This window comes from Paraburkholderia fungorum, from assembly GCF_046027215.1.
Taxonomy (GTDB): Bacteria; Pseudomonadota; Gammaproteobacteria; order Burkholderiales; family Burkholderiaceae; genus Paraburkholderia; species Paraburkholderia fungorum_D.
Map to the genome: position 1 here is coordinate 525,808 of NZ_JAQQEN010000003.1, position 22,257 is coordinate 548,064.

Annotated in this window: 17 protein-coding genes and 4 pseudogenes; 12 read left to right on the forward strand and 9 right to left on the reverse strand. The window is 60.1% G+C overall.

Going from position 1 to position 22,257, the window contains the following annotated elements; genetic code table 11:
• Positions 1-50: 50 nt before the first annotated feature.
• Positions 51-866, reverse strand: a complete 816-nt coding sequence (locus PQR27_RS38205) for a glycine betaine ABC transporter substrate-binding protein (RefSeq protein ID WP_408528982.1) — start codon at positions 864-866, stop codon at positions 51-53.
• Between the two features lie 1,428 nt (positions 867-2,294).
• On the opposite strand from PQR27_RS38205, the gene PQR27_RS38210 reads away from it, so the two are divergent.
• The 4 genes and pseudogenes from PQR27_RS38210 to PQR27_RS38225 all read left to right on the forward strand — a co-directional run.
• On the forward strand, positions 2,295-2,792 hold the full coding sequence (locus PQR27_RS38210; RefSeq protein ID WP_408528839.1) for a (2Fe-2S)-binding protein: 498 nt from the start codon (positions 2,295-2,297) through the stop codon (positions 2,790-2,792).
• Positions 2,789-5,011, forward strand: a complete 2,223-nt coding sequence (locus PQR27_RS38215; protein WP_408528840.1) for a xanthine dehydrogenase family protein molybdopterin-binding subunit — start codon at positions 2,789-2,791, stop codon at positions 5,009-5,011. Before PQR27_RS38210 ends, PQR27_RS38215 begins: the two co-directional genes overlap by 4 nt.
• Positions 5,008-6,309, forward strand: a complete 1,302-nt coding sequence (locus PQR27_RS38220; protein WP_408528841.1) for a cytochrome c — start codon at positions 5,008-5,010, stop codon at positions 6,307-6,309. Before PQR27_RS38215 ends, PQR27_RS38220 begins: the two co-directional genes overlap by 4 nt.
• 168 nt (positions 6,310-6,477) lie before the next feature.
• A pseudogene (locus tag PQR27_RS38225) lies at positions 6,478-6,609 on the forward strand (XdhC family protein); the annotation flags it as partial.
• A gap of 76 nt (positions 6,610-6,685) precedes the next feature.
• On the opposite strand, the gene PQR27_RS38230 reads toward PQR27_RS38225, so the two are convergent.
• The 3 genes from PQR27_RS38230 to PQR27_RS38240 all read right to left on the reverse strand — a co-directional run bounded on the left by PQR27_RS38230 (position 6,686) and on the right by PQR27_RS38240 (position 9,900).
• A complete protein-coding gene (locus PQR27_RS38230) occupies positions 6,686-7,069 on the reverse strand; it encodes a response regulator (protein WP_408528842.1) in 384 nt (127 codons plus the stop codon).
• A 189-nt stretch (positions 7,070-7,258) separates the two neighbouring features.
• The gene (locus PQR27_RS38235; protein ID WP_408528843.1) at positions 7,259-8,395 is read right to left on the reverse strand and encodes a sensor histidine kinase; all 1,137 of its coding nucleotides are present in this window, start codon (positions 8,393-8,395) and stop codon (positions 7,259-7,261) included.
• Between the two features lie 755 nt (positions 8,396-9,150).
• A complete protein-coding gene (locus PQR27_RS38240; protein ID WP_408528844.1) occupies positions 9,151-9,900 on the reverse strand; it encodes a CBS domain-containing protein in 750 nt (249 codons plus the stop codon).
• A gap of 2,053 nt (positions 9,901-11,953) precedes the next feature.
• On the opposite strand from PQR27_RS38240, the gene PQR27_RS38245 reads away from it, so the two are divergent.
• A complete protein-coding gene (locus PQR27_RS38245; protein ID WP_408528845.1) occupies positions 11,954-12,340 on the forward strand; it encodes a hypothetical protein in 387 nt (128 codons plus the stop codon).
• Between the two features lie 245 nt (positions 12,341-12,585).
• Here PQR27_RS38245 and PQR27_RS38250 read toward each other — a convergent pair whose 3' ends face one another.
• Positions 12,586-13,302 carry an IS6 family transposase gene (locus tag PQR27_RS38250; RefSeq protein ID WP_408528846.1) on the reverse strand — a complete coding sequence of 239 codons (717 nt, stop codon included), beginning with the start codon at positions 13,300-13,302 and terminating at the stop codon, positions 12,586-12,588.
• 72 nt (positions 13,303-13,374) lie between these two features.
• Between PQR27_RS38250 and PQR27_RS38255 the strand changes: the two genes are divergently transcribed.
• Complete coding sequence (locus tag PQR27_RS38255; protein WP_408528847.1) at positions 13,375-13,911, forward strand: chemotaxis protein CheB; 537 nt, start codon at positions 13,375-13,377, stop codon at positions 13,909-13,911.
• 8 nt (positions 13,912-13,919) lie between these two features.
• Here PQR27_RS38255 and PQR27_RS38260 read toward each other — a convergent pair whose 3' ends face one another.
• Positions 13,920-14,909 (reverse strand): DUF535 family protein, encoded by a 990-nt coding sequence (locus PQR27_RS38260; protein WP_408528848.1) that lies wholly within the window; start codon positions 14,907-14,909, stop codon positions 13,920-13,922.
• Positions 14,910-15,523: 614 nt separating this feature from the next.
• Positions 15,524-15,889, reverse strand: a complete 366-nt coding sequence (locus PQR27_RS38265; RefSeq protein WP_408528849.1) for a nuclear transport factor 2 family protein — start codon at positions 15,887-15,889, stop codon at positions 15,524-15,526.
• Positions 15,890-16,052: 163 nt separating this feature from the next.
• Here PQR27_RS38265 and PQR27_RS38270 point away from each other — a divergent pair, with 163 nt between their 5' ends.
• The 5 genes and pseudogenes from PQR27_RS38270 to PQR27_RS38290 form a co-directional block, all read left to right on the forward strand.
• On the forward strand, positions 16,053-16,220 hold the full coding sequence (locus tag PQR27_RS38270) for a hypothetical protein (protein ID WP_408528850.1): 168 nt from the start codon (positions 16,053-16,055) through the stop codon (positions 16,218-16,220).
• Positions 16,220-16,381, forward strand: a pseudogene (locus PQR27_RS38275) (IS6 family transposase); the annotation flags it as partial. The gene PQR27_RS38270 and the pseudogene PQR27_RS38275, both read left to right, overlap by 1 nt.
• Before the next feature lie 134 nt (positions 16,382-16,515).
• The gene (locus PQR27_RS38280; protein WP_408528851.1) at positions 16,516-17,544 is read left to right on the forward strand and encodes an IS110 family RNA-guided transposase; all 1,029 of its coding nucleotides are present in this window, start codon (positions 16,516-16,518) and stop codon (positions 17,542-17,544) included.
• Positions 17,545-17,815: 271 nt separating this feature from the next.
• A pseudogene (locus PQR27_RS38285) lies at positions 17,816-17,932 on the forward strand (IS6 family transposase); the annotation flags it as partial.
• Positions 17,933-17,940: 8 nt separating this feature from the next.
• Positions 17,941-18,330, forward strand: a pseudogene (locus tag PQR27_RS38290) (efflux RND transporter permease subunit); the annotation flags it as partial.
• Between the two features lie 405 nt (positions 18,331-18,735).
• Here PQR27_RS38290 and PQR27_RS38295 read toward each other — a convergent pair.
• A complete protein-coding gene (locus PQR27_RS38295) occupies positions 18,736-19,068 on the reverse strand; it encodes an ABM domain-containing protein (protein WP_408528852.1) in 333 nt (110 codons plus the stop codon).
• Between the two features lie 948 nt (positions 19,069-20,016).
• Between PQR27_RS38295 and PQR27_RS38300 the strand changes: the two genes are divergently transcribed.
• Entirely contained in the window at positions 20,017-20,772 is a 756-nt protein-coding gene (locus tag PQR27_RS38300; RefSeq protein WP_408528853.1) for a hypothetical protein, read from the forward strand.
• A 295-nt stretch (positions 20,773-21,067) separates the two neighbouring features.
• On the opposite strand, the gene PQR27_RS38305 is transcribed toward PQR27_RS38300, so the two are convergent.
• On the reverse strand, positions 21,068-22,237 hold the full coding sequence (locus PQR27_RS38305; RefSeq protein WP_408528854.1) for a GGDEF domain-containing protein: 1,170 nt from the start codon (positions 22,235-22,237) through the stop codon (positions 21,068-21,070).
• Between the last annotated feature and the right edge of the window lie 20 nt (positions 22,238-22,257).

A 22,257-nucleotide genomic window follows, 5' to 3' on the forward strand; every position in this document is an offset into this window, starting at 1 on the left:
GCAGGTGACCTCGCACCGACATCAGGTAGACGCTACGAAACCTCGAAGCGTTATTTCTTCTCGGCGAGCCAGCTATCGACGCGATCCGCGTGCGCCTTGATCCACGAATCGGCCGCGGCGTCAGGCTTGCTGCCGTTCTCGGTCGCCAGCATCACGCTATCGATCTCGCCTGGTTTCCACTGGAATCTGGTCAGAAACGCAACCACAGGCGCGGCCTTCGTTTCGAGTTGCGGATTGATCACGTTATCAACATGCTCAGCACCGCCAAATACCTTCTTGGGATCATCCAGAAATTTGAGTTTCCACCTGGCGAACATCCAGTGCGGCGCCCAGCCAGTTACAACGACCGGCTTGCTCCCGTTCATCTGTCGAGCGAGCTCCGCCGTCATTGCGCCGCCCGAGCTCGGCATCAGCGTCAGACTGAGGCTATAAGCCTTGATGGCGTCGTCCGCTTTCTTCATCACGCCCGCACCTGCATCGATCCCCACGATACGGCCATTGAAATCCGCTTTGTGCGCTTCGAGATCGGCAACGCTATTCTCGGGCAAGCCAGCCGGCACGACCAAACCAATCCTCGCATCCCGGAAATTGGTGCCAAGGTCGGTCACTTTCCCTTTGACCTGTTCCCAGTACGCGCCATGTGTTGCCGGCAGCCATGCCGACAGCGTCGCATCGAGATCGCCGCGCGCGACGCCCTGCCACATGACCCCCGCTGCCACCGGCACGAGCTGAACCGGATAGCCCAGTCGCTTTTCTATAATGCGCGCGGCCACGTTCGACGTTGCGACGCTGTCGTCCCACCCTTCGACATAGCCAATCTTGATGAGCGGTTTGGTGTCCGCTGTTGCATTGACGGCTGAAGTCATCGTCGCAACCGTCGCGGTGCCCAGCACACTGCACAACAATAGCTTCTTGAAGCTCTTCTTCTTCATGGATTGCCTTTGCTTGTCAATCGTCAGGAGAAAACCCCTGGCCTGTTCATGATCGCGCTGTCATAGCGCGTTCCTGAAAAGTCGGAAGGATTCTGCGATGCAGCCGCCCTGGCATCGATAAAACGCGTTCAGATGCGCCGGGAGTTGCTCACAACATCCGGGTATTTCGCAGCGGCGCGCACGGCGATCGTCTACGTCACCGGGGCGAATACGCGCGGCGTGCCCAGCGATAGGGGACGCACGCGTCGTACAGGATTGCGCTGATCTGTTTCAGCGCGCTCGGCATCGCAGCTTCTGCTGCTGCCGCACGGCACGGGGGAAATGGAGTTGACATTCGGCCTTGCCCTGCGTGCGGCTCGGAATCAGCAAACGTACATGTCATTGCCCTTCGATATCGTTTGCACGCTTTCATTTCAACAAATGCGGCATCAATGCGCCGAAAAAGATCCGGCTCGATGCATAAAGATGCCATCAACGTGGCCTCGGGCCGGCAACTTTGTGCAATCCGCGGGAGGTCTGTTGAGTGCTGCCGCTAACTGGTGCATACACAGTATGCTAGATTCGTTCGTAATACTTGGGATATATGTGGATTTCAAAAGTCCGGTAGCAGCCACCGCTGCGTCAATAACTGGCATCCGCCGTCATGGTGCTGCTGGCGACGGTTGCATCGTATGCGCCCGAAAAGGTTCGCGGGAAATATCTCGGCACCGTCATGACCGGGTTGCTGCTCGGCATTCTGCTTGCTCGAACGGTTGCCGGATCTCCGCACTTGGGTTGGACACGTTCAGCGTGCTCTGGACGAGCCTCACCTTTCTTCTGAGCGGTCCGCCTCATCACTATTCTGAATCGACGATAGGCCTGTTCGGTCTCGCTGGCGCCGGCGGCGCGATGGCTGTCAGCGGTGCCGGACGGTTCGCGGACCGTGGTTACGCCTTCACGGCGACCTGGACCCTTGCGATTGCGACGCTTGGTGCATGGGGTTTCATTCTGCGGGATCACATTCGCTCGCCGCGTTGCTGCTCGGGATTGTGCTTCTCGATATCGGTGTCGTGGGTCTGCAGGTCACACATCAATCGGTCATCTACAGACTTGCTCCGCAAGCGGGCGGAAGAGTCACTACGGTCTTGATTGCAGCGGGTTTTATCGGTGCATCTGTGGGATCGTCTCATGCAAGTATCGCGTTCGCCATGCACGGATGGCTGTTGACGTGCATTGTGGATGCGGCCCTGCCTGCTTTGCTTGTCGGGTTCCGGTTGACTCAGGGAGACGCGAAGCTCGTTCGTCATCCTGAGCGTGGCTCCAATTACATAATCATGCAATGTTTCGATCGAGCAGAAGGTTATATCTTGCTTCCGTAGATGCTTGATCAGAGCACCGGAGATAATGATGCAAATCAATGAAACCTCCCAGCCTTGGCCCGTTACACGGCTTGTCGTCAATGAAAATACTGTCGACGTCACCGGGCCTGCGGACATGCCGCTTCTCTGGGCCTTGCGTGATGTGCTGGCGCTGACCGGCACAAAGTTCGGTTGCGGCATCGGCCAGTGTGGCGCCTGCACCGTGCATCTGGACGGCAACCCGGTGCGCTCCTGCCTGCTCCCGATCTCTGCTGTCAAGGGTGAGATCACCACGATCGAGGCGGTCGGCGAGACCGCGGCCGGCAAGCGTGTCCAGGCCGCGTGGCTTTCGTTGGAAGTGGTCCAGTGCGGCTATTGCCAGTCGGGTCAGGTCATGGCGGCCGCGGCGCTGCTTGCCCGTAATCCGCACCCGAACGACCAGGAAATCGATGCCGCGATGTCCGGCAATCTATGCCGTTGTTGCACCTATGTGCGTATCCGCGCGGCGATCAAGGCGGCATGATGAAAGCCTACGGTGCAATCGGCGAAGACGCGCTGCCGGACAGCGCGCGCCGGCGTTTCCTGACCGCAGGTGCGCTCCTGGTCGGATTTGCGTTCGTGCGGCCGGCGCGTGCGTTCGAGCGCGAGCCGGATCTTGCCGCCATCGGCGCGCTCGATGCAGCTGCAACGGGATTCGACGGTTTCGTGCCCGACGGCTTTATCCGCATCGGTGTCGACGGTCGTATCGTGCTCGTGGTGCCGAGCGTCGAGATGGGGCAGGGCATTGCCACCGGCGAGGCCATGATGATCGCCGAAGAGCTGGAAGTGGGACTTGACCAGGTCGAAGTGGCACTGGCGCCCGCGGACCTGCACGCGTATACGCAGAGTCTGCTGAAGGCCCAGGCCACCGGCGGATCCACCTCGGTGCGGGCGTTTTTCATACCGTTGCGGCAGGCTGGTGCGGCCGCTCGCACCATGCTGATCGGCGCGGCCGCCGAGCGCTGGCGAGTCGCGCCCGCTGAATGCGTCGTGGCGCGTGGCGTCATCACGCACCAGCGGACCGGTCGCACCCTGACCTATGGCGCGGTTGCCAGCGCCGCGCGGCGCCAGCCGGTGCCGCGCGAGGTATCGTTGAAACCGGTGTCGCAGTTCAAGCTCATCGGCAAGCCGGCGAAGCGCGTCGACACCGCGGCAAAGGTCAATGGCACCGCCCGCTTCGGCATCGACGCGATGGTGGACGGCATGCGCGTTGCGGCGATCGCCATGTGTCCCACGATGGGCGGGCGCCTGCGCTCGCTCGATGAGCGTGCCTCACGTGCCTTGCCCGGCGTAGTCGACATCCTTCGTATCGACGACGCCGTCGCGGTGGTCGGCGAGAACTACTGGACTGCTAAACGAGGACTCGACCTGCTGAAGATCGAGTGGGACGAGGGGCCGCACACCACGCTGACGTCGGCAATACTGGCCGAATCGCTGCGGTCCGCGCAGGGTACCCCGATCAAGGGCAGCCTGACCGGCGATCCCGATCGCGTCATCGACGAAGCCGGCAAGCAGCGCATCGAGGCGACCTACAATCTGCCGTACCTCGCCCATGCGGCGCTGGAACCCATCAACACCACGATCCACGTGCGCCGCGATGGCTGCGACATCTGGGTGGGTACCCAGGTGCCGGAGATCGCGCGGATCGTCACCGCGGAGATCATCGGGTTGCCGCCCGAGAAGATCATCGTGCGCAATCATCTGATCGGCGGCGGGTTCGGCCGGCGGCTGGCCGTGGACACGATCCAGCAGGCCGCCCGCTTCGGTATGCAGGTCGGCTATCCGCTCAAGATCATCTGGACACGCGAGCAGGATATCCAGCACGACCGGTTCCGGCCCGCCTATCACGACACCATTGCAGCCGCGCCCGGCAAGGACGGCTTACCAATGGCGTGGACCCATCGGACCCGCTGCTCCACCGTACGCAGCTACTACGATCGCAAGCCATTTCCGCAAGGCCAGCTCGACCACGATGCGGTGGCCGGCGCAGCGGACCTGCCGTATGCCATTCCCGCACTGCGTTCCGACTGGGTGCGACACGACGGTCCGGTTGCACTCAACTGGTGGCGCGGCGTCGGCGAGACGCATAACGTGTTCGTGGTCGAAAGTTTCCTCGACGAACTTGCGCACGCGGCCGGACAGGACCCGCTCGCCTATCGCAGGGCACTGCTTGGCAAGAACCCGCGCTCGCTCGCCGTGCTGAACAAGGCGGCGCAAGCAGCCGGATGGGGTAGGCCGCTGCCGCCACGCTGCGCGCGCGGCATCTCGCTGCACGACAGCTTCGGCACACATGCGGCACTGGTGATCGAAGTGGAGGTCGATACAGAAGGGGAGATTCAGCTACGGCGCGCCACTGCCGCCGTCGACTGCGGCATCGCAGTGAACCCCGATTCCGTGATCGCGCAGATCGAGGGCGGCGTGCTGTTCGGTCTTTCGGCCGCGCTTTACAACGGCATCACCTTCGAGAACGGGCGGGTCCAGCAAAGCAACTTTCACGATTACCGGCAGATTCGCATGAATGAAGTGCCACAGTTCGAAGTCCTGCTTGTGCCAAGCGAAGAGAAGCCGGGCGGACTGGGCGAAGTCGGCACGGTGTCCGCGGCGCCCGCTTTGGGCAATGCCATCTTTGCGGCCACCGGCGTGCGGCTTCGTGCACTGCCGATCGACCGGCGCGCGCTAGTCGCGAAGGGTGGGCGGTCATGACGCGACGCAATCGTATTGCTTATAGTTTCGCGGCGCTCGCGTGCATCGTCCTGATTGGCGCGGTGCTGTTCTTTTTCTGGCCGCATGGACTCGATCCGGTCTCGCCCAGCGCTGCGCAACCAACCGGCGATGCCCTTATCGCGCGCGGCAAGTACCTGACCGTGGCGGCCGACTGCGCGGCCTGCCACACCACCGAGGGTGGCAAGCCTTTCGCGGGCGGCCTCCCGTTCAAACTGCCATTCGGCACGATCTACTCGTCGAACATCACCCCTGACCGCGAGAATGGGATCGGTGCATGGAGCGATGCCGAATTCGTACGGGCCTTGCGTTCGGGCGTGGGGCGACATGGCGAGGATCTCTATCCTGCGTTTCCCTACACGTCTTACGCCTTGCTGTCCAGCGACGATATCCTCGCGATTCGCGCTTACCTGGCGACTCTTGCGCCGGTTGCGGCGCCGGCACCCGCCAACTCGCTAGCTTTTCCGTTCAACCAGCGTCCGGTCATGCGCGGATGGAAGCTGCTGGTCCTCGACAGCAAACCATTCGAAGCCGACCCGGCGCGCAGCGTTGCGTGGAACCGCGGCGCCTATCTCGTGAATGGGCTGGCGCATTGCAGCGAATGCCACACGCCGCGCAACCTGATGTTCGCCCGGGAGCAGCACGAAGCGCTATCGGGCGGCGTCGTCGATGGTTGGCGGGCCTGGAACATCACGCCCGACAAGGAGACCGGAATCGGGCTGTGGACCGATGCGCAGATCGCGTCCTATCTTTCCACCGGTTATGCCGTCGGTCACGGCGCGGCGTCGGGAAGCATGCGCCAGGCCATCGACCTCAGCCTGAGCCAGCTTCCGGCAACGGACATCGAGGCCATCGTCACCTATCTGCGCACGGGAACGCCGCGCCATGTCGATGCCGCCGCGGCCGTGACGCCGGTCAGTGTGGCCGTGAAGGCGTCTACTACGTGGTCTCCTGGCGGCGAAGCAAGTGACGGCACGGGCCGCCGCATCTTCGAGGGCACATGCGCGAGTTGCCATGGCTGGAACGGAAACGGCCGGCAAACCGCGCGTGCGGGCCTGGCCGGTTCGCACGCCGTCAACGATCCGCGAGGGGCCAATCTGATCCGCGTGATCCTGGAGGGCACCAGCGCGCCGGACCATGCCGCGGCAACCGCCATGCCGTCGTTCGGCGCGGCCTACACGGATGCCGAAATCGCCGCGGTCGCCAACTATGCCATCGGCCATTTTGGCGGTCAGCAGGGGCGAGTCACACCAAAAGACGTTGCGGATGCCCGGCCATGAGTATGTCCACTAGCGCCATATACTCGCGTGCGCGCTCGATGTCATACGGGAGGTCTCTCCCGTTTCCAGCCATGAGCCATTGAACGTGTCCGAACTACCCTTGCTCGAACCGTCCCACTGTGTGCTCGTCCCTGTTGACGAGCACGCAGGCCTTGCTTTCGCGGCAGGATGGAAGACGGCCGTCTTCTGGTGGCACGCGAAGTCGACATGGTGACCGGCGCGGTACGGCTCGATGCGGCGCTCGCAACCGACGGAGTGCATTTCGACGGTGAGCGTCTGCTGACGATTCACGCGGACCGCGCTTTCCCGCCTGAATACGCTTTCAGCCAGAGCCCCTAATATTGGCGCGGAAGCTGCGCGATACCGAATGTGGTGTTCAACGTGGAGCCAGCCCTAGGTTGATAGCAGCCAGGACTAGCGGCAGCAGAACCGGCTTCACGAAATGGTGATCGAATCCGCTGCGCATCGATTCCGTCCGTTCAGACAGCGCCGTTAGACCCGTAATGGCCACCAGCAGTGGCGCAGGTATCGCCCTGACGTGGCGGATCTCTCTCGCCACCGCCCGCCCGTCCAGACGCGGCATTTCAATATCGAGCAAAACTGCCGCCGGGTGCCACGCGCCGTATTCGGCGAGCGCGTCTATGCCATTCCTGGCGGTCCGGATGTCGAAACCGCAAACGCAAAAGAACAGTACGTACGCGGCCAATAAATCTGGATCGTCGTCCGCGATGAGCAGGCGCGTGACTCCGTCAGTAAACATTTCGATCCCCCTGGTTGCTTTGCAGTTGCAGCAATTTCAGGACCTGGGAGAACCGGTGAGAAATTTGGCCCGCACGGAGACCGGGAAAATATCTCTACGTTTCGCCGTGAAAACCGCATACACGGGTCGGGTCAGCGGTGTGCCGCGGCCCCCAATTAGCGTGAATAGATCACCCGACAGTGGTAACGCTCAGCTTTCGAAGACTGCATATCGAGGCAAGGCAATCGTGAAGACACAGCCGGTGCCGGGCACGTCGCGGACGCTGAGAGCACCGTTGTTGGCCTCAACGCTGCGCCTGGCGATTGAAAGACCTAGCCCCAGTCCCGTTCTGTCCTCGCCGTGCTGCGTGAACGGCAGGAACAGTCGTTCTGCGTCACCGGACGGGAGGCCACCGCAATGATCCTTCACATCGATCAGGACGCGGTCCGACAACGCGTACGCGTCCAACGTCACTTCGGAGTGATCGTGCGTGAATTTGAAGGCGTTTTGCAGCAGGTTTCCAACCGCCGAATAAAGCTGGTCGCGATCCCCGCTGATGGCAAGCCGTGGATCCACAGTGGAAACCGTCAATACGCATCCGCGAATCTGGGCCGCAAGGTCAGCGGCATATTTCACTTCAGCGATGAAGTCGGCAACGGAAAACATGCTCGATTGCAAGGAAATTCCTGCGGCCGCACGCGCCTCATCCAGAGAGTGAGCTATCAGATCGCGCAATCCGTCCAGGCTCCGTTCCAGAACCGACCCCGTGGCTCCGGACAGGCTTAGATTTCCGGTCTTTGCTGCGGTAAATGCAAGCGTCGCAGTCTGAAGTAAGTTACGCAGTTCGTGCGCGAAAAATCCCAGCCGTTCATGCATCTCAACGGCCTGCCTGTCCGCCACGGCAAAATCGCGCTGGTAGCTGAACTCGGTGACGGCATCGGCAATGGCATTGTCCAGACAGCGGTTAAGGGTTCGAAACTCGTCTATCAGAAACGGCGCATCGCGCTCGTACGCGAGGTCTGTAATGGCCTGGCACAGGTCCCCATAGTCATGGACGACCTGGTCAACCGAGAACCCGAGCTTCAACAACTCCCGCCCGTGCTGCGCCGCCGACTCTCCGATTTCGGATAAAGACGCCCCGCCGCCCGAGGGACCTGAAATCTTGCGGCTGTCCAGGGGCTCCGACGACTGTTCCATTCGAAGCGTCCTGATGAGCTGATCCAGGAACAGCGGCACACCATTCTGAAGTTGCTGCGCGGTTGCCTCGCGCGCGGGCCTCTGTGCCACCTTCGCACGACATCGTTCTATCAGTTCATTGCGGTTGTTTGCCAGAAAAACGTGCATCATGACGCGCCCCCTGGATGGTTTCGTCTTTCTTCCATGAGTGGCGCCAGCGGCACGGCCCCACACTACCTACGGCGACGTGGCATTTGCTCACTGGCACGTCGGCCAACGATGTCGAAGCACCATGGCGTGGCGCTCACATTCAGAAAACGATAGGCTGGTTTCCCGAGACCGCGATAAACGCCTGCCACGACAAATGCCCGTGACGCCAGCCATCTGACACCGCAGGCCCTTTCGAGTAGTAACTACCGCCATAGACCATGTTACGCGCTCTGCGCGTTCGGGTATTTCTTTCGGCGAATGCGGGGGGAGCAGCCTGTCGTACGCGTAAGGAATCCCACTGAGCCCACCATGCCGCGACCGGTCAGCGCCGCGGCGGCAGGGCTATGTGTGCGCTCACCGGACTGAGCCAGGCGAGCCCCACACCACTTGGGGCCGGTCGCCGCTGGTCGCGAAGATCGCATATGGATCCGGCAAGCTGCCACCAATGCCGAAAGCGAGGATCGCCTCACAGCAATTTCGCGATTGCATGCAGCCGAGAGGGCTTTCTGCCCGTGGTTCTGGACCGTAGCCTGATGATGCAGGAGTGCCGTTGTGCCTGCGCTGCGCCCCAACCGCCGCTCTGAAGCGTGCTGGACGCATTGGACTCGAGGCGGCCGCGGAACCGGCGGCGGACTTGCTCGCCCGCGAGCTTGTGAAAGTGCATTGCGGCATTTCGCGGCAGCTCGTGCGATGAATGCGCCTTGTCTTGAGATGCGTCATTCCCGCGGGTGGTCCTCGCTGTCGACCTCCCCAGCGGCCTGCTCCCAGAACTGCACGTCCCGGCCTTCCGGCGTACCCGCCCGTTCCCACAACTCGCGGGCGCGGCGTAGTATCCGGGCTTCTCTCTCTGAAGTCGGCTCGCGTTCTTCAATCGTTGCCCCCTCCTCGTCGACACGGACGCTCGTCACGTCATATCCGTCCGCGAGTTGGTGCCACACCGTGACCTTGTTCATCTGTTCGAACTGACCGATCGCCGTCGCGATCGCCTCTGCCTTTGTACCTTGGGCGACCGAAACGCGCATCAACTCGCTGTGATGCGGGTGACCTCGGTGGTCAGTGAATGTCTTATGAAAAATCACTTCATAGGGACGTCGCTGAGAGGTGCCACCGTCCACGTCAGACAGGGAAATGACGCCTAACAGATGCCGGTCCCCTCGGTCGAGGACCGCCAGACGATGTACGTGATTCTGGTTCATGATGGCAGCGGCCTGTTCGATCGGATCATCCTCGAAGCAGAAAAGTACTTCGGCCGACATTGCTTCGCGCACGGTCATCTGAGTGACGTTTCGTGCATCCGCGACGCCCCGCATCGTGATATCGCGGTCCGTCAGCATCCCGATCACGCGCGTGTCCTGGCACACCGGTAACGCGCCAATGTTTTCGTTCTTCAGCTTTCGGGCTGCAGTGTCGAGCATTTCCTCCGCCTGAACGCGGACCGGCTCTTTCATCATTTCTCTGACTAGCATAACGTTGCTCCTGGTACTGGTACCTTGAGAGGGTGCGCCCGCGCAACGCGGCTAGCAGTGGATCTAAGGCCTCACGAATGCGGTTCCGTAAACCTGGGGATACCAAACTCCAGGGTAGTCCACGGTTCAGGGTACGCCATAGCGGATGCAGATGTGATCCGCTAGAGTGCAGAGACGCAAAGGCCGGCCCAGATCAGTGTCGCTTACGGAGTTGCGACTAGCGCGCACCTTCGAGGCCGAGACGTTTCTTCGTCCCGGCAATGAGTCGTAGCCGCGTCTTCGCCTGGTCTCGTCCACACGCGACGGGACCGCGCCGGCGATGTTTCCCACCTGCGACGAAGGCCCTACCTGAGTCCGAAATAGCCGAGTACGAACAGAACGATAACCACGGCTCCTACGAGCCAGATGATGTTGTTCATGACACTCTCCCTAAGTTCGACACCCCTTCATCAGCCGCGCGACGCGTCGGTCGCGATCAAATGGCAAAGAGTCTTGCGGCATCTGACGTTCTCTCACTAGAAGGGCGTGCTATGTTGCGCCGGTTCCCGACTGTCGCAAATGCTTGCCTCGCGAGAACGGCCCGACAATCATTGGTGTGCACAGTCGGTAGCCCTACGTTCTCACGACTGACGGGGTACGTCTGTACGGTGGCGGCTAACGACTTCGATCCGAAGCGTCAAATCGCAGTTACGGGGCTATTTGGTGTCGCGCACGCGATTGACGATCGACATTCAGTCCAGACGAGATTGTCCGGTTTCGCCCACCACCGGATGAGGTATGTGTTCCCAACACGGACTGGTGGAAGACCAGCGCTGCTCGCAATTGTCCGAAATAGACTTAACGGCCGACATTCGGCTGCATGTTGCGTATAACCGCAGAGGGTATTGGGCCGGTCGAGATGGAGGTGACACGGCAGGTCTAATATCAGGACATCGCCGGCCACTTCCACGGAATGTATTAGACACTTCCGGCCACCACCACGGTGTGGGGCATCTGATAGACAGGCCGCGCATGCCATGACCAAGGCGAGCAGACTGTGCCGCTCAGTCGGTCGAAGCGCCGAAGCAGCGGCCGCACGAACGCGCCTGGCCCAGTCGCAGGCGCCCGGCACTCACGGTTGCCTTACTACCGCAGTCACACCGGCAAACCCACAAGCCATCTCCAGCGTATCGATCGGTCGTCAACTGACCGAATACCTCGCCGCCCCGCAGAGCAGGTGAGCCTGGCCGGGACCGCCACACACGACGCTGCTCACGGCAGCCGCAATCGCGCGTTCGGCCGCTCTTCACCGCCTCCAACTCCGCAGTCACGCGGCCGCCACACCGGCACCCCCAGAGCCAGACGTCGGCGCCGCGATATTGAAGCGCGACAAGGTCGCCGAAGGTGCGACCGGAAACATCGCGACTCGGGGGAAAGGGCCATTCAGGCGACAAAGGGGGAGGGATACGCTTATTCACAAAGGGTAAATGGGATTCGGCATCTTACTTTCAAGGCGTAACTGCCGGCCTTCGATTCGCGGTGCCCAGGGAAATGGGGGCAGAGCGCTATCATACTGTCGACGGGTCGCCGCCTCGTCATGAGAAGCGCGTGCGCAATTCGGCACCCTCACATGCCAATGATAGTTCGTGGACGTCCTCATCGGCGAGTGATGACCCGCTGAGACTACGCGGTGAAGACACTTCCAACGGGCACGCATCCAGGACGGGCAAAGCTACGAGGGCACCCAGCAAGCACTTGCGCTGCTCAAGATTCTGGCCTTGGGTCAGAAGGACCTTCGACGTTCCGGCGTCGGACGGACGAATTCTGAGCGCATTCAGTGTTTTCCGGCTTCAGCGCGGTAAGCCTCGCCATCCGGGCGCCGCGTCAGCTGCGACGGCGTGCGCCACTATCAATAAGCCAAAGCCCTGATTCAGGTCGATGCTCAGGCTGAGCGCCGTTTCCGTTGCAACGGTGTGAAGGGTCGATGCCCCACGTGCTGAACTCGGAAAAATACCGTGCCTCATCAAAGGGCCGGTGTCGGGTCAGAATGGCCGAACCCGTTCCGGAAATGGCCATGTGCGACGCCATCGACTTCCCCCGAAACATCTTTTTGCGCTATCGCGGCTGCAAGGTGAGCTCGAACCTGCAATCTGCGGCTGCGACAGGCGACGGGAGCGGGTGGGCCTTTTTCAGACAAAGGCCCACCCGCTCCCGCTCGCGCATCCCGGATGTGGACTGGGTCATCGATACGACAGTGCTGGACGGGGACGAAAGTGTATTCGACCGCGCGGCGCTGGTCGACGAACTAAAAGTTGCCCACGCAGCTGGACCCGTATACGCCGCGAATCATGCGCGCGATCGTGAATCCGTTGGTGGCCGCCTCCGCGCATGGCAAATCGGCAGATTTCAACCACGTCGCTCGACGACTTCATATCGTGAGCGGCCGACAAACAGCAGTTAAACGCTATGTATGGTTGAAGCACAGTCAACAAGCTATTCCAGCGAGACCGGTCGCACCCGGTTGCGGGTGACCTTGAGAAAAGGACGTGTTCCATCGGACCGGCCGGAAATGTGTGGTCCCCTGAATGTGTCCAACAAGGGCCATTGGCTAGTGCGCAGTCATGCGACCAACAGGACTGGCCCGGTGGCTGGCTGTGTCGCGATAACGGCGGCAAGGCAAGCAAATTCCGCGATGACAAGGAGTCCTTACGCCACCAACGAATAGAACTGATCGGCAGCGGTTCGGGTGACGCCGCTGTCCTTCATCTGACCTTTCCTGATCATATGTATCGTCTCAATGCCTGACAGGATGATGCGGGCACACCGGAAATCCTTGAAGCCCATCATGGGCCTGGTTCGGCGTTTGATCGCCCGATGATCCTGCTCTACGATGTTGTTCAGATACTTCACCTGCCGGACCTTGATGGGCGTTTCCCGCTCGGCGTTGATGGCCTGGAGGGCGGCCAGATTCGCCCCGCTTTTATCCATGGTCACGATCTCGGGCGTCCCGTTCCGATCGATGGCTTTCTCGAAGTAACGGCGTGCTGCCGCCTTGTCGCGATGCGCGCGCAACAGGAAATCGACCGTATTGCCGGCCTTGTCCACCGCGCGATGCAAGTACTTCCACTGGCCGCCCACCTTGACGTAGGTTTCATCCATCCTCCAGCTCTTGCCGACCAGACGTTTGTGCTTGCGAAAGGCCTTCTCGAACAACGGTACGAGTTTGATCACCCAGCGATGCACGCTCGAATGGTCGACATCGAAACCCCGTTCGGCCATCATTTCCTCGAGATTTCGCAAGCTCAGCGAGTAGGCCACATACCACCGCACGCACAGAAGTATCACGTCCAGAGGATAGTGCAGGCGCTTGAGTACCTTCGCTACGCCGGCGGGCAGGGTTTGTCTCGCAGTCGCCTTCTTCATCTCACGCTTCACTTCGGGCAAATATCAACTTCGATTTTACTCCTGCCCCTTAGCGCGACAAAACCGGCCGTCGTGCCCCGAATAGTCGCGCTTGGCGCATCGGCCGGTGGCCTTCATGCGTTGAGCCAGTTTTTCAGGGCGGCTTCCGCAATTCCCGGCGACGTTGCATTCGTGATTGTTGTCCACCTGGCTCCGGGTTCAGAGAGCCACCTCCCGGAGTTGCTGGCCAAGGACACGCCTTTGCCCGTGTCAGCTATCGAAGACGGCGCAAGATTGCGTGCGGGGCAGCTCTACGTCATTCCGCCGAAAGTGTCCGTAGTGATTGAGCAGGACAGGTTCAGGCTGCGGGCCGCCGTCGAACTTCGGCCATCTACCGTTCCGCTAAGTAGACGGCAGCAATCGGGCGCACATCGGACATTGGGAGAGGAGTCGCGTGGCACGCGATCCCTCAGCCTTTCCTTATACCGGCGCGCACCCATAGATGAATCTTGCCTGTCGACGGGCCGTATCATTGAGAACATGATGGCGCCGATGGCGGGTCATCTTCCGCCTCGGGACTTCTTGCGGGTATCTGATTATCAGAATCTCGAGCGTTCCATGGCTCCGTGATATGGCAGTCACGCAGGTTCCGCGTCACAATAATTTGCTGCTAGAGCAACAGCAAGTTCCGGCAGATGGTCGTCGGCCTTCGCGTGACTCAGATGAGGCGGCTTCAGATCTGCAGTCACACCTTCGTCGACTGCCCGACCGATCTGTGCGAGCAAATCCTCAATCAGCGTCTGCCGCCTGCGAAATGCAGCACGCCGGTTTGACGGAACCTCGCTGATGTCGCGGTGATACGGGCGAAGCGGCAGCAAGAACCGCCCATCGACCTCAACGCCACCTAGTTCACGCCAGAAGCCATCATAGTCCGCGCTAAACTGAACCGCTGTTGCAGCGGAAACGTGCGTCTTCTTCGTCACTCCAGTGAGCGCGTCCACCCTTGCCATCCTGCAGAATTCGCCGACGGCTTCCATCACAGCGGCCTTCGGCCGCAAGCCGTGGCATGCGCGTGTAGCCTCGCGCACCCGCTCTCGGTCCGCGCCAGCAGGTCCTTGCAGGCCCCCGATCAGCGCACCCCGTTTCCCCGATTCGGGATGCATTTCGAAGCTGATGGTCGCCCACGCAAGATCGACGCGCTCAAACACGTCGTGCCAGGCGACGGTAAGCAACCCTTCGCGCCAGCAGCGTACCGGCTCGCTCACAACGAGCGCATACCTGCCACTCGATGCCAACGTCACATATTCCGAATTCAGGTAGAGCCTGCGCACCAGATCTTCACCAAATAGCTCCTGAACCACTAGAAAATGACCGCACAGCAGCTCGGCACGCGCGTATGCAGGCATATCGGCCTGGGCAAAACGATGAAAGGGACGTTCAAGAAAGCGCCGATTGCGGGCAGCAATATCCGCAAGCAGAGAGTTCGTCGTGAGCGCCTTCAACCAGATGAGTGCTGCAAACGGATTGAGCAGTGCGTACATCAGCACGCGGACTTGCCGGAAGAGGTCGTGAGGAGTTCGCCCAGGAATTGACCTGGATAACAGACGGGAAGCTTCAGAAATTGACATTATCGACTACGATCTATTTTCGCTTCATGAATGGTGCGAGCACGGAGGCAGCCGCGGCAAATACAAGAGTCGCCGCCAGCAAGCCTGTCATAACGGGGCTGACTTGAAGAAAATTCCTGAGAAGCCTGAAGAAACGTGCCTGACGACGTCCCGCACACGGGACACCGTCTGTAGTGACGGCGTTGCGATTCGCGCCTCTAGTCCATCCGCATGTCGACCCCTCGTTCGCAAATCGAACTGCGTGCGCTATAAATCGCACTCCTAATAGATCAAGGTGAACTTCATCGCTGATGCTCGCCTTCAGACATCTAATGCGCACATTCTTACGACGCGATGTGACTGTTATCGCAGAATCACGCAGTGTTTCCAAACGCAACCGAATGTTACAGGATGTTTCGGTGGGCGCCTAGCGCCAACCGAAACATCGTAAGGGGCACATTTGAAAACCGGGGCGCATCGTGGGGAGACCAGGTTGGCCGACTATTATCTTTGTCTCGCGCACTTTCATTACATTAGTGTTACAGATCGCCTTGCCGCGACCGAACCAGATATGGACGGATGCCGCCTCATGCAATGGGCAGACCCGCTTGAACCTCGCAAGGCCGCGGCCGTCCTCACAGCGCCGGGGGCGGGCCGAAGAAGCCGATGATATGGGCAATGCGGCCCGAGGCGTCGAGTTCGCCGAAATCGCGCCCGTCGATGGCAACAGTTCCGTCGGGCATCACCATCTGCCATGTGAAATAGATCTTGCCATGATGCTGGTCGGCCCCGCTGGTGCGAACGATCCTGGCGTCCGCATAGGCCTGATGGAAGGCGCCGATATGGGCATGAAGCGAGGCACGGCCGGGCGGAACGACACCCGTCGGATCCTCGTAGACGCCGCTGTCGCCCCAGGCTTTCTCCAGCATAGCGGTGCGCGCCACCTCGTCCTTCTCGTTCCACGCCGCGCAATACGTACTCACGATTTCGTCGAGTGTCATCGTTCCCTCCGGTGGAAGTCCGCCAGCCTGCCGCGTGGCCATGGATCCTGCTGCAGGCCGCGCCATTGCGCAGCCTGTGCGCACGATTCTGCTCCCGTTCTTGCCGCTTGACCAAGCGGCACCAAAAGTGGCGCCATGGCTTGCAGCCCCAAGCGGGGAAAGAATGGTCGATCACCACGGTCGCGATGCTCGTGGCAATGATCCTGAGATCGCCTCCGCGCGGGCGCTGATCGAGGGCGATCTTGAAGACGCGCTTGCGCAGCCCCGTCACCACAGGATGCCGGGAAGCGGCACTGTCACGTTGCTGGGATGGTCGAGTAAGATCGCGTGATGAAGAATGCAAAATCGCTTTACCACGGTCATCGCTTTCCGGCGGCGGTCATCAGTTGCGCGGTGCGCTGGTATTTCAGGTTTCAGCTCAGCCTGCGTGATATCGAAGAACTGTTGTTCGGGCGCGGGGTTATCGTCAGTTACGAAACGGTCCGACGCTGGTGCGAATGGAATGAACGGCCCCCGCCAACGGTGAGCATATGCAGGATGTAGGCCCTTGCTGGCGGGCCGCCGACATCGAGTTGCCAACGCTGGAAGATCATAAGGATTTTCCCAGGCAAACCGGAGGGGCCATCATGAAGCATACGATCGTAGGTGTGGATATCGCGAAGAACGTGATGCAGATTCACTGGGTCGACGCGGACAGCGGCGAGATCGTGAACAAACCCATCAAGAGAGCGGCATTTCTCGAGTATTTTTCCAATCGCGCTCCCTGTCTGGTCGGTATGGAGTCCTGTGGAGGATCCCAGCATTGGGCCAGGCGGTTGATCGAAATGGGTCATCAGGTGAAGCTGATGCCAGCGAAGTTCGTCAAGGCGTTCGTTACTGGAAACAAGAACGATGCCGCGGACGCAAGGGCGATCTGGATGGCCACACAGATGCCCAGCAAGGAAGTGGCCGTGAAGACAGAAGCGCAGCAGGCCGTTCTGGCGTTGCACCGGATGCGGCAACAGCTGGTGAAGTTTCGCACGATGCAGATCAACAGCCTGCGCGGCCTGCTGACCGAATACGGTGAAGTAATGGGCACAGGTCGTGCCGCGCTGGACCGGGCTATCGCAGGGGTGCTGGAGAGGTTATCCGGACGTCTGCCGGCGATACTGATTGATACGCTTCGCGAACAGTGGAATGGCCTGGAGGCACTAGACCAGCAGATTGCCCAGATCGAGCGCCGTTTGCACGCATGGATGAAACAGGATGAAGCAAGCAAGGCTATAGCAGCAATACCAGGCGTAGGTCTTCTGTCTGCGACAGCTGCGGCAGCGACGATAGGACATGCGAAGTCGTTCAGGTCTGGCCGCGAGTTCGCAGCGTGGCTCGGTCTGGTACCCGGGCAAACCGGTTCCGGCGGCAAGGTGCAACTGTTGGGAATAAGCAAACGCGGTGATAGATATTTGAGGACACTGCTCATTCATGGCGCCCGCAGCGTGATATTCCACGCGAAAGACGCCGGTGCATGGCTCGACCAGTTGAAAAAGCGTCGACCTCTAAACGTGGTAGTCGTGGCGCTCGCTAACAAGATGGCCCGAACGATCTGGGCGATACTGGCACATCAAAGACCGTATCAGAAAGGGTACGAGAGCGTGCGACCAGCCCCCGCTAGATAATGTTCTACGCCAGACAGCAACACTGTATAGAAAGTAACGTCAAGGTTGCGTTGGCATTCGAGTGTGATGACGAACCAGGTCGGACCGGGACTCACGAAGCCTGAGAACTTATCAGAGACTAACGATCTCGCGGTGCGAATGAGGCATGAGTCAGCGGATTTCATAGGGGCCCGCAGCGAAGCTGGCTGCAACACAGGCCGAATGTAGAGCTGCAACCCACCCTGTTCATCAAAACACACGAACATCTGGCGCAAAGGGGGCCGTTCATGTAGATAAGTTCGGTGCGTGCTTCGCACACCGTGTGAAAGCGGCGCGTCGCCAGCCCGGCACCACGTGGCATCTTGACGAGGTATTTGTGACGTTGCGCGGCGAGCCTTACCTGTTGTGGCCTCAATCAACGTGTACACCCAGGTCGGTCTGGTCACTCTTCTTGGGTTGATTACCAAGCACGGGATTCTGATCGTGCAGTTCGCCAACGAACTGCAGCGTGACGGCCGAAGCAAGCGTGAGGCGATCCAGGAGGCGGCGGCTGTGCGTCTTCGTCCCATTCTCATGACGACCGCCGCCATGGTATTGGGTGTCGCGCCATTGGTGTGGGCGTCCGGCGCCGGAGCCGCGGGTCGCCATGACATGGGGCTGGTGATCTTCGCGGGCCTTGGCATCGGCACGTTGCTGACATTGTTTGTGGTGCCTGCCATGTACTTGTTCGTAGGAAGCACACACACGCGTGAAGTGGCCGAGGAAGCATTACGCGCGGAAGCGCGAGCGGCGCTTTCTAATTCGTAATGCGAGGCAGCCATACCATACATGCTAATACTGACGACTTGCCGGCGCGCACAATCCCGCAGTTCGTCGTCAAACAGGAACGCATCAGGCTATATCGTCGCGGCGCCGGCGCGAACGGAAGTACGTCCAATGTTTTGGTTCTGAGTTCGACGTCCTCTTCTCTGCCATGACGGCAACTGAGGAGCGATGAGAACCATAAGCAGTGTGCAATTCGCATCGTCACACAGTCCCGTGGCGCATGACGGTTACCGTGCCTCTGACGAAAGCAGTCGGTGTCTGACCGACTGCAATTCGTGAGCACAGCACGCGAGCATCCGGGTCAGGTGAGGCAGACGGCGAGAAAAATAGCTCTTTCGGACGGAATGGCGCGACCGGTTTCGATGGTGACGACGCGCGTGGGTCTGCTCATGCACCAGCACCGCCGGTTGGGTCCGGACGGAGTGGCGTCGGCAGGAGCAGTGACGGTCCCCACATCTCAACCTTGAAATTGGTCGCGAAGGTCCGTAATTCCTGCTCCAGCGCGCGCCATGGCCCGTCTGCGAACGTCGCCCAGTCGATTGTTGACCTCCAGCAGGTGGTCGTTCTAATCTGCGGGGCGCCGAGCATATTCCGGTTCGCGCGAAGTTCGACCAGACCGGGCTGCTGCACAATCGTTTCCGCCGCCTTCCTGGCCCATTCGGCGTAAGACTCCAGATTCACGCCTGGCTGCAGGTCGTACGTATTCGTCACCTCTATCATGGACGTCTCCTCACCGATGGAGTTGGGTTCCGGCGGGCACATGCCCACTGCCAGTTCGCCGGTAGGGCAATGCGCCGCGTCTCTGATACTGCCTTCGTTCTCCCCAGCGGGTCAAGCAGCGTTTCCATGACAAAACATCGAACTTGCTCCCGGAGGCGGGCGGAAATGGGACTCTTTTGGGTGAGCCCAGTGATGCGATGCCACCCGGTCTACGTGAGGACCTCGCCAACGTGACGGAGCCCTTCGTACACTTGCCCTTCGGCAAGCTTTTCTCGTTGTGCCATGCTAGGCAAGCTAACACGGCACACGAGAAGTTGGCACAGGGAGTGTATAAAACCACTTCTAACGAAGCACGATGGCGTGCGGTTCACGAGCCGAAAAAAAGATTGCAGAAGCTGACAGGTCCGACGCAGGTCGACGGATTTGAGGGATACGTATCTTGTTTTTTGTGGCCCGCCCTTCCCTAAAAATCAGATTATTCTCGATCTAGTCGGCGATCAGTGTCCGCCTCCATAAGATCAGGGAAAAGGGATTCTCCTTTCGTGTAAAGCAACGTTTGTTTGCGATGGAGGTCAGCTGTTTTGCTAAGCAAAACGCTGCAGATAATTCACGGTCGAGATGCGACACCTGCTCGGCCCCCTATCGGTGAGTGAGTTGACGAAGGGCTGCTGTCCGCTCGCGCGCATCAAATTGATGCCGGTGAACGGCCGCTTCGCAGAAACGCGGCCGGCTGCCTCGGGTCGACTCTGGTCCCACGCCTCGCTCGGAAGCTGAATTCGCAGAATGCTGAAACGACGGATCGCGGATGATCGCAATGACCGATAACGCGCCCGCGAATGTCATTGATGCGACAAAGGATTTCGGCACATAGGGCCTAAAATTAAAAATAGCGCCGGTCCCTTTGCGTGGGGCGGCTCGGCTTCTCTGCTTCTACCAACGTCGGCGGCCATGAATACTCACGATGCGCGTTTCGTTCGTCCGGTGCTGGCTGCACTGTGCGGGGCTTCGCTCGCAACACTAGTCGCGTGCGGTGGAAGCACCTGCTTCGGCCTCGACGGCTGTGGCGGCGGAAACGGAACGCCAAGTGTCGCCCTGTCCGGCACGGCAGCCATCGGCAAGGCGCTCGCCAGCGCGACGGTTAGCTTCAGTTGTGCGTCGGGTTCGGGGTCCGCCCTGTCAGACGGCGGTGGACACTACAGCATTACGTTCAACGCCACGCTTCCCTGCATCCTCACCACGACCTCCGGCGGCACGACCCTGCATTCGCTGGCATTTGCCGACGGCACTTTCAATACGACGCCAGAGACCGAACTGATGCTCGTCTACCTCGCTTCGCAACTTGGCATGAGCGAGGCCAGTCTGATTGCTGGCTTCCCGAGCAACTCACAGTTCCAGCAGGCGCTGGCAAATCAAACCGATGTACTGGCTGCGCAATCGGCGGTCGTCACAAATCTGCAGCAGCGTTATGCGGTCACACTATCGGCGCCGGCGTTTCTGACGACGCCGTTTATCGTCGGGCAAGCAGGGGGCGACAGCGATCTCGGCGCGCTGGCGACAGCGGGCGCCATCGACGTCGATGGCATGCCCGATCCGGCTGCCGTCTCGCTGCTGTCCGCGGCGGGTCTCGCCCGTCCGCTCACAACGACGTCCACACCTTCATCCGGCACTGGCGGCACAGGCAGCGCCGCCGGCGGCATGATGTGAACTGAGGTAGTTTGAGACTGGCGTCATCAGGCAGTGCCCGGCCACTTTCCGCCGTTTGCCGTGTGGCCTGCCAGGACACTCGATCGGCTGTTCCACTCGGAAACCCGATATTTGGAGGCGGATGACGGGAAACTACGCGCTTAAACAGAACCCGCTGTTTGACTGCAGCTGTAGCGGGAGTCGGCTCAGGGTAGATTTTTGCCTGATGGCGCTGTAGTACGTTTCCGAATCCTTCAGACGCGACACTCACCAGAAACGCGAGAAGTTGAATCCGCCGTGCCTCATTGGAGAGTCGTCAAGTCTCGACGGCGACGAATTCGGAACCGAGTTCCACCCGATTACGACCATTGCGTTTCGCACGATACAGAGCGCCGTCCGCTTGCTTCAATAGTCGTTCGATTGTCGCGTCAGGGACGTCGAGATACGCTATCCCGATACTACAGGTGTACGAAGGCAAAGCTGAACCGCCCTTGCACGCGATTTGTGCCTGCAGTTCGCGAGCGAGACTCAGCGGTTCTTCGACGGTCTCGCATGGGAAGAACACCGCGAACTCTTCTCCACCCCAGCGTGCAAAATGAGCTTCCTGAGGTAGCGCGAGAGCGACTCGTTGGGCGAAGTCGATCAGGATGGCGTCGCCCATCAAGTGGCCGTGCATGTCGTTGATGCTTTTGAAATGGTCCAGATCGATCAGCAGGAGTGAGAGGCATGTTCCTCTCCGGCGAGGCGTTTCTCGCGCCGTCCTGTGGACATCCAGAAGTGCTCGGCGATTGAGGAGGCCAGTGAGCGGATCGATGAGAGAAAGTTGCTCGAGGTGAATCCGAAGTCTATTTACTGCAGTGAGCATGAATCCCACCGTTATGGTGAGCGACATAAATGCACCACTGCTCAGATAGACCAATTGCACCAGATCATGGGCGTACAAACCTTCATGCGCAGAGCCGGGTTCTAGCGACGTCACGATCCTCGTTAAGGTTATGAGCGTCTCAATGGCGAACATGAATCCAACGACCCTCGCGCCACTGTCTTTCCGTCCGGATCGCAGCAATTCATAGGCTAAAAGAGCAAAAAGCAGTGCAAGAATGACATTCGTGCACATGGAACGCCCGTAAGGATCGGAGTCGATATATGTCATCCATCCAAGGCCGAGCGCATCGACCAGAACCATCGCTGAGACGAAGCGGATGAATGGTACTCGACCGAGGTAGCGCTGGCTGCCAACGAGCCAGAGTCCTATGCTGCCAACCATGCATATATTGCCGCCGATAACGGAGAGCCAATCCGGTAGCGCATCGCGCAGCGCCATCAGAAGCGCGGCAGCCGAAAAAACAAGTGAACCCTGTGCCCATTGCGCTACGCCGCGGATGTTCCTGGGAAAGGATCTTCCTATGGCAAACATTACTAGCGCCATCAGTCCGGGCATAACGGTTGCCATCAACAGGACGGTACGCAGGTCGAATGTGGGCATGCTCTGATCGTCGGTGCGCG